Here is a 7413-nt window from a genome sequence, read left to right as displayed (position 1 = left end):
TATGACCAAGTTTGTCTTCGTCACCGGTGGAGTGGTCTCCAGCATCGGCAAAGGCATTGTGGCGGCTAGCTTGGGTCGCCTCCTCAAATCCCGCAACTACACGGTGTCGATTTTGAAGCTGGATCCCTACATCAATGTGGATCCCGGCACCATGAGCCCCTACCAGCATGGAGAAGTGTTCGTCACCGACGACGGCGCCGAGACCGACCTGGACTTGGGCCACTACGAGCGCTTCACCGACACCAACATGTCCAAGCTCAACAACGTCACCACCGGCTCCATCTACCAGGCCGTGATCCACAAAGAGCGGCGCGGCGATTACCAGGGCAGCACGGTGCAGGTGATCCCCCATGTTACCCAAGAGATCAAAGAGCGGATCCGGCGAGTGGCCCGCGAGACCAACCCCGATGTGGTGCTGGTGGAGGTGGGGGGCACGGTGGGGGATATCGAGTCTCTGCCCTTTTTGGAGGCCATTCGCCAATTTCGCAAGGACGTGGGCCGCGCCAATGTCGCCTATGTGCATGTCACCCTGGTGCCCCTGATCAAAGCGGCAGGGGAGATGAAAACCAAGCCCACCCAGCACTCGGTGAAGGAGCTGCGCTCTATTGGTATCCAGCCGGACGTGTTGGTGTGCCGCTGCGAACAGCCATTGCCCCGCGGGATCAAGGAGAAGATCTCCGAGTTTTGCGATGTGCCGGTGGAATGTGTGATTCAGGCTCAGGATGCCCCCAGTATCTACGATGTGCCTTTGGTGCTCGAGCAGGAGGGGTTGGCGCAGCGGGTTTTGGAGATCCTCAACCTGGATCCCCAGCAGCCCGACCTGCGGGAGTGGGAGCTCTTGGTGAAGCGGCTGCACCACCCCCAAGAGCGGGTGGAGATTGCCATTGTCGGCAAATACGTGCGCCTTACGGATGCCTATCTTTCGGTGGCCGAGGCCCTGCGCCATGCTGGGTTGGCCCTCAATGCCGGCGTCACGCTGCGCTGGATCTCTTCTGAGGAGATCGAAGAGCGGGGACCAGAGGCATTGCTTTCCGGCGTGGATGGAGTGGTGGTGCCAGGGGGGTTTGGCAATCGCGGCATCGAGGGCAAAGTGGCCAGTATTTGCTACGTGAGGGAGCGGGGCATTCCCTTTCTGGGCCTGTGTCTGGGCATGCAATGCGCGGTGATCGACTGGGGATGTCACATTGCCCACCTGGAGCGGGCCAATAGCTATGAGTTTGACCCCGATACCCCCCACCCGGTGATCAGCCTCTTGCCGGAGCAGAAAGATGTGGAAGATCTGGGAGGAACCCTGCGGCTGGGCCTCTATCCCTGTCGCATCATGCCCAATACCCTAGCGGCCAAGCTCTACGGTGAGGCCATCATCTACGAGCGGCACCGCCATCGCTATGAGTTTAACAATGCCTACCGCAGCCTTTTTCTGGACTCTGGTTATATCATCAGCGGAGTCTCGCCGGATAACCGCTTGGTGGAGATTATCGAGCTGCCCAGCCACCCCTTTTTCATCGCCACCCAGTTCCATCCGGAGTTTCGCTCCCGCCCCAACCGCCCCCACCCCCTCTTTTTGGGGTTGATCGAAGCTGCCCTGCGCAGCCGCCCTCAGCCTCACCCCCTGCAGTTGCAGAAGATGGGCTAGTTGACAGATCCCTTGTCCAAAAGTGGGGGCACGCCTCTGGTCCTGGTTCTGCAGAGCTTTGCTGAACATAAACTGCTGCGGAATCCTGGGTTTCGCCTGTGGAGCAGCCGTGGCCTACTGCCTAAAACGAGGTCATCCAATCTGCCAAAATTTCCTGTCGGCGTGGATGGCGCAGTTTGCGCATGGCTCGTGCTTGAATTTGTCGGACGCGCTCTCGAGACAGGCCGAAGAGCTGACCAATTTCGGAGAGAGTGTGCAGGTGGCCATCTTTCAGCCCATAGCGGAGCTTGAGGATTTCTTGCTCTCGGGGGCTGAGCTGCTCCAGCATTTCTTCCAGTTGGGCAGACAGCAGGTGCAAGTCCATTTGCGATTCGGGAGTGGGGCTGTTGGCGTCCTCGATAAGCTGCATCAGCTCCCTATCCTCCTCTTTGCCAACCGGAGTATGTAGCGAAAGGGTTTGGCGACCGGCTTCCAAGAGGGTTAAGAGAGCGTCCAGCTTGTCGGGGGAAATCTCCAGAGCTTCGGCAATTTCCGCTTGGGTGGGGCGACGGTTTAGGGCTTCGGTCAGATCTCGCCGGATCCGCTTCACCTGGTTGAGCTTTTCTACCATGTGCACCGGGATCCGCACCAGACGCCCCTGATTGACAACGGCGCGGGTGATTCCTTGGCGAATCCACCAGTAGGCATAGGTGGAAAACTTGTAGCCGCGTTCGCACTCAAATTTTTCTGCGGCCCGGATCAGGCCGATGGTGCCTTCTTGAATCAGATCCAGAAACGGCACACCGCGATTTAAGTACTTTTTGGCAATCGAGACCACCAGGCGCAGGTTGGCCCTAACCAATTCCCGTTTCGCCCGTTCCCCGGCGGCTCCCCCCTCTGCAATCAGCCGTCCCAATTTCACTTCCTGCTCGGCATTGAGGAGTGGGTAGCGAGCCATTTCCCGCAAAAATATGCCCACTGAGTCTTCCGAAAGCGAGGCTTGAGTTGCCCGGCTGCCGGGTTTGCTGAGCCGTACCTCAACCCGCTTCAGTGGAGGAGGAGAGTTCTGAACAGCTACATTCGTCCCATTTGGTTGAGATTTCATACAAACTCAAGCTCAAGTTCACAAGCGGGTGTTAAGAACTTTACTCAGTACAGGATGGAGGCGGCTAACCTTTCAGCAAACCCAACTTCCTTCAGGGATCCCTGCAGACACAGGGCAGAGATCTCGCCGGATTTCAAGAGGCTACTCGATTTCTCTAGGTTCAGACTTCAGCTTTTGCTAAGGTGGGGCGCAGGCCAAGCACCCCCGTGATGGTAACGGTCAGCATCCGGTAGGATTGTTAAACTGACTACAGAGTTGACCTTGTTTTGCAGTGCACCATGCCACGCCAACGGAAGAAATCGGATTTGCCCAGCAAGATTTGTCTCACCTGTCAGCGACCCTTCACCTGGCGCAAAAAGTGGGCCGACTGTTGGTCGGAGGTGAAATACTGTTCTGAGCGGTGTCGCAATCATCGCCCCAAGGGATCCCTGCCTGCTTCCCGGCAAGACGGTTGGGACGGATAATGTTGTCTCAGGATCAGGACATAAGGGTTTGGATCTGTCGGGGTTGGCGATGCGGTTTCTCAAGTGGCTGTTGCACAATCCCCACGAGACAGAAGAGGAGGATCCCTTTTTGCGGGCCATCACCCGCCTGGAAAGCCTGATCTCGAAGCTACTGTCAATTTTGATGATCGGGCTAATCACAGTAGCAGTGGTGGACTTGGCCCGGTTCTTGGTGGCAGATTTGTTGACCGAGCCAACTGGGTTTTTCTCCACCACTTTAATCGAGATCTTCGGCCTCTTTTTAAATATTCTGATTGCGCTGGAAATTCTGGAGAACATTACCGCCTACTTGCAAAAGCAGGTGGTGCAGGTGGAGCTGGTGATCGTCACCTCTTTGATTGCGGTGGCCCGCAAGATCATCATTTTTGATTTCGAGAAGCTGGGGGGGTTGGAGCTCATTGGCTTGGGGGCAGCGACGTTGGCCCTCTCGGTGAGTTATTGGCTGGTGCGGCGAGCCAAGCCTCCATCCAAGTCCGGGGAAGATTAAGCTAGGACAGAATCCTGGTACGATGGGGATGGAGCTTTCCTGCAAGAATTGTGCGTGCGCGATCTAAGTTGGCCAGCCTGGTGAAGTTAGCTGTGCTGATGGTGGTGCTTTGGGTGGGGTTGAGTGCTCTCCCTGTTTTGGCCCGCCCGCATTCTTCTCGCGATTTGCTCCTGGCACAACACTTGGGCAAACCCGTGAAAACCTACAACAATCCCCCGCCGATGGTGATCGACCCGGCCAAGTCCTACACGGCCACGATGGAGACCACCGCCGGCACAATGGTTCTGGAGCTGTTCCCGCAAGAAGCTCCCCTCGCCGTCAACAATTTCGTCTTTTTGGCCAACGACCACTTCTACGATGGTGTCATCTTTCACCGCGTGATTCGGGGCTTCATGATCCAAGGTGGGGATCCCACGGGCACGGGGCGGGGTGGGCCGGGGTACCGCTTTCCCGATGAGCCGGTGCAACGTCCCTACAGCCGCGGCACTTTGGCGATGGCCAACGCTGGCCCCAACACCAATGGCAGCCAGTTCTTCATCATGCACGCCAACTACCCGCTGCCGCCCAACTACACGATCTTTGGGCAATTGATCGAGGGAGAGGATGTGTTGGATAAAATTGCAACGGCTCCCACCGGCCCCCAGGATCGCCCGCTGAATCCAGTGGAGATCAAGTCGGTTCGCATCTTGGAATCCAATTAGGTTGGGCCAATCGGGTGGAACAGTTTGGTTAAATTAACTTGGCCTCTGGCCCCATTTTTGCAACTTGCCCTCAGGGGGACTCAGGTATGGAGTTCGCTAGGCCCCGGCGAATGTCCCCCCGCATTCTGGTTCTGGATTTTGATGGTGTGCTCTGCGATGGGCGGGCGGAGTATTTTGCCTCTTCCTGCCGCGTTTGTGCTCAGGTGTGGGGCTTGGCTCCTGCTCAGCTAGAGCCGCTGCGTCCTGCTTTTGACCGTCTGCGCCCGCTGATCGAGACCGGCTGGGAGATGCCTCTGTTGTTGTGGGGGCTACAGGAAGGGATCCGGGAGGAGGACTTGCGCCAAGACTGGCCGGGCTGGCGTCAGCAGTTGTTGCAGCAGTCAGGGATCCCTGCCCTCTCTCTAATCCAAGCGTTGGATCGGGTGCGGGATCGTTGGATTGAAGAGGATCTGCAGGGGTGGCTGGGGCTACACCGCTTTTATCCGGGGGTGGCGGCTTGGCTACGCCAGGTTCAGGCTGCAGGGGAGCCGCGCTTGGCCATCCTCAGCACCAAAGAGGGACGGTTCATCCAGCAGCTCTTGGGCCGAGCAGGGATCCAACTGCCGCGCCACCGCATTCTGGGCAAGGAAGTGCGCGCCCCCAAGGCCACCACTTTACAGCGGCTACTGGCTGCCGCCCAACTGCCGGCTGAGGAGCTGTGGTTTGTGGAGGATCGCCTGCAAACGCTGCGCCAGGTGCAGAGGGTGCCGGAGCTGGAGCAGGTTCTCCTGTTTTTGGCCGACTGGGGCTACAACCTACCAGAGGAAAGGGAAGAGGCCGCTCGGGATCCCCGTCTCCATTTGCTCAGCCTGGAACAGCTTTGCCAGCCCTTTGACCGTTGGATTGCCTCTTCTCCCCCGCCGCGCTTTTCTATCAGTCCCGCCAGCTCGGAAGACTTGAGCCAGGCTCGGCCCACCCCTGGCCGGAAACGCCCGGAAGCCGGTTTGGCCTCTCTGGTGCTGACCTTGGTGGAGCTGTTGCGGCAGTTGATGGAGGCGCAGGTGGTGCGGCAAATGGAGGCCGAGCGCCTTTCTGCAGAGCAGATTGAGCGGGCCGGCAGCAGCCTACAAGCCTTGCGGGAGCAAATTCGACAAATCTGCAGCCTGTTGGAGATCGACCCAGCGGATTTGAACCTGGAGCTCGGAGATCTGGGCACCCTCCTGCCCCGCCAGGGGGACTACTACCCCGGACAACCCCACCGCGAGGGATCCGTGCTGGAACTGTTGGATCGGCTGATCCACACCGGCATCGTCATCGATGGGGAGATCGACCTGGGGCTGGCGGACTTGGATCTGATCCACGCCCGCCTGAAGCTGGTGCTCACCTCCAGCGCCAAGCTCTACTGAGCCCGTGGATTGAGAGTGCTGATGGAGACGATTGGGAGAAGAGATGCCTGAAGCGGGGAGAGAGACCAGAAATCGCGGTATGCTGGCTGTGGATCCCCTTAATCTCTCTTCATAGTCTTCTCCTATGGATGTCTTTGCCCCAACCGGAAACCTGTATGCCGGTGCCATTTGGCCAGAAGTGGTGGTTACCCTCACCCTCTTGCTCGTCTTGGTGGTGGATTTGGTCGGTGGTTCGGCGGCGCGCAAAAGTCTTCCGGCCCTCTCCATCTTTGGCTTGATTGGGGCCTTGGTGACCTTGGTGTTGCAATGGCAGCAGCCCCAGTTGGAGAGCTTCTTGGGCAGCTTTGCAGCGGATCCCGTCAGCATTCTCTTCCGTGGCCTGGTGGTGGGGACGGCGGTACTGACCGTGATGATGGCGGAGCGCTACATCTCTCAGTCCGGAGCGCCCACAGGCGAGTTTTATGTGTTGCTGCTCACGGCCACCTTGGGGGGCATGTTCCTCTCCGGGGCGACGGACTTGATCCTAGTGTTTGTATCTTTAGAAACGCTGGGCATCGCCAGCTACCTGATGGCCGGCTACACCAAGCGGGATCCGCGTTCTTCCGAGGCAGCCCTGAAATATCTCTTGATCGGGGCCAGCAGCACAGCCATTTTTCTCTACGGCATGTCGCTGCTCTACGGCCTTTCGGGTGGGCAAACGAAGCTGGAAGCCATTGCCTCCTCTATGGGGGATGCCGGCTTGGCAGGGATCATCGCTTTGGTCCTCTGCATTGGTGGTATCGGGTTTAAGTTGGCGGCGGTGCCCTTCCACCAGTGGACTCCTGATGTCTACGAGGGATCCCCAACGCCGGTGGTGGCCTTTTTGTCAGTGGGATCCAAAGCAGCAGGCTTTGCCTTGGCGGTGCGCTTTCTGGCCACCGTATTTCCGGCCATGACGGAAGAGTGGCGGGCGGTGCTCTCGGTGCTGGCCATTTTGACCATGGTGCTGGGGAATGTGGTGGCCATTGCCCAAACCCGCCTCAAACGGCTGCTGGCCTATTCTTCCATTGGACAGGCGGGCTTCGTTTTGATCGGCTTGGTGGCGGGCACCGAGGCAGGCTATGCCAGCTTGATCTTTTACTTGATGGTCTATTTGGCCATGAACCTGGGGGCCTTTTTGTGCATCACCCTGTTCAGCCTGAAGACCGGCACCGATGAAATTAGCGAGTACAGCGGCCTCTACCAAAAGGATCCCTTCCTCACCCTGTGCTTGAGCATTTGTCTGCTCTCGTTGGGTGGATTGCCCCCTCTGGCGGGCTTCTTCGGCAAGTTGTACCTGTTCTGGGCCGGTTGGCAGGCGGGGGCTTATACCCTAGTGTTGGTGGGGTTGGTCACCAGCGTCATCTCCATCTACTACTACGTGCGGGTGGTGAAAACCATCGTGGTGAAAGAGCCGCAAGAGATGTCGGTTTCAGTGCAAAATTACCCCGAGACCAACTGGCAGGCGGAAGGCATGCAGGCTCTGCGGGTGGGCCTGGTGTTCACTTTGGTGGCCACCATCTTTGCCGGGATCCTCTCCAATCCCCTCTTTACCCTCTCCATCCAGGCAGTGGAGCAAAGCCCGTTCTTGGGGTTCCC

General features: G+C 58.3%; 7 protein-coding genes. 6 read left to right on the top strand and 1 reads right to left on the bottom strand.

Going from position 1 to position 7413, the window contains the following annotated elements; translation table 11 throughout:
• Position 1 precedes the first annotated feature (1 nt).
• A complete protein-coding gene (locus tag NW820_RS07615; protein ID WP_414356705.1) occupies positions 2-1636 on the top strand; it encodes a CTP synthase in 1635 nt (544 codons plus the stop codon).
• 121 nt (positions 1637-1757) lie between these two features.
• Here the strand turns inward: NW820_RS07615 and NW820_RS07610 are convergent, their stop codons facing one another.
• Positions 1758-2720 carry an RNA polymerase sigma factor RpoD/SigA gene (locus tag NW820_RS07610; RefSeq protein ID WP_414407139.1) on the bottom strand — a complete coding sequence of 321 codons (963 nt, stop codon included), beginning with the start codon at positions 2718-2720 and terminating at the stop codon, positions 1758-1760.
• Between the two features lie 278 nt (positions 2721-2998).
• On the opposite strand from NW820_RS07610, the gene NW820_RS07605 reads away from it, so the two are divergent.
• The 5 genes from NW820_RS07605 to NW820_RS07585 form a co-directional block, all read left to right on the top strand.
• Positions 2999-3184 carry a DUF2256 domain-containing protein gene (locus tag NW820_RS07605; RefSeq protein ID WP_041437321.1) on the top strand — a complete coding sequence of 62 codons (186 nt, stop codon included), beginning with the start codon at positions 2999-3001 and terminating at the stop codon, positions 3182-3184.
• A gap of 49 nt (positions 3185-3233) precedes the next feature.
• Entirely contained in the window at positions 3234-3710 is a 477-nt protein-coding gene (locus NW820_RS07600; RefSeq protein WP_414407142.1) for a phosphate-starvation-inducible PsiE family protein, read from the top strand.
• A 221-nt stretch (positions 3711-3931) separates the two neighbouring features.
• Positions 3932-4411 carry a peptidylprolyl isomerase gene (locus tag NW820_RS07595; protein WP_414407141.1) on the top strand — a complete coding sequence of 160 codons (480 nt, stop codon included), beginning with the start codon at positions 3932-3934 and terminating at the stop codon, positions 4409-4411.
• A 110-nt stretch (positions 4412-4521) separates the two neighbouring features.
• On the top strand, positions 4522-5796 hold the full coding sequence (gene gvpJ, locus NW820_RS07590) for a gas vesicle protein GvpJ (protein WP_414407138.1): 1275 nt from the start codon (positions 4522-4524) through the stop codon (positions 5794-5796).
• Between the two features lie 124 nt (positions 5797-5920).
• On the top strand, positions 5921-7413 hold a 1493-nt coding region (locus tag NW820_RS07585), incomplete at its 3' end, for an NAD(P)H-quinone oxidoreductase subunit N (RefSeq protein WP_414407137.1).

This window comes from Synechococcus sp. R55.7, assembly GCF_047461955.1.
Classification (GTDB): domain Bacteria; phylum Cyanobacteriota; class Cyanobacteriia; order Thermostichales; family Thermostichaceae; genus Thermostichus.
This window is presented reverse-complemented; position numbering and strand designations above follow the sequence as displayed.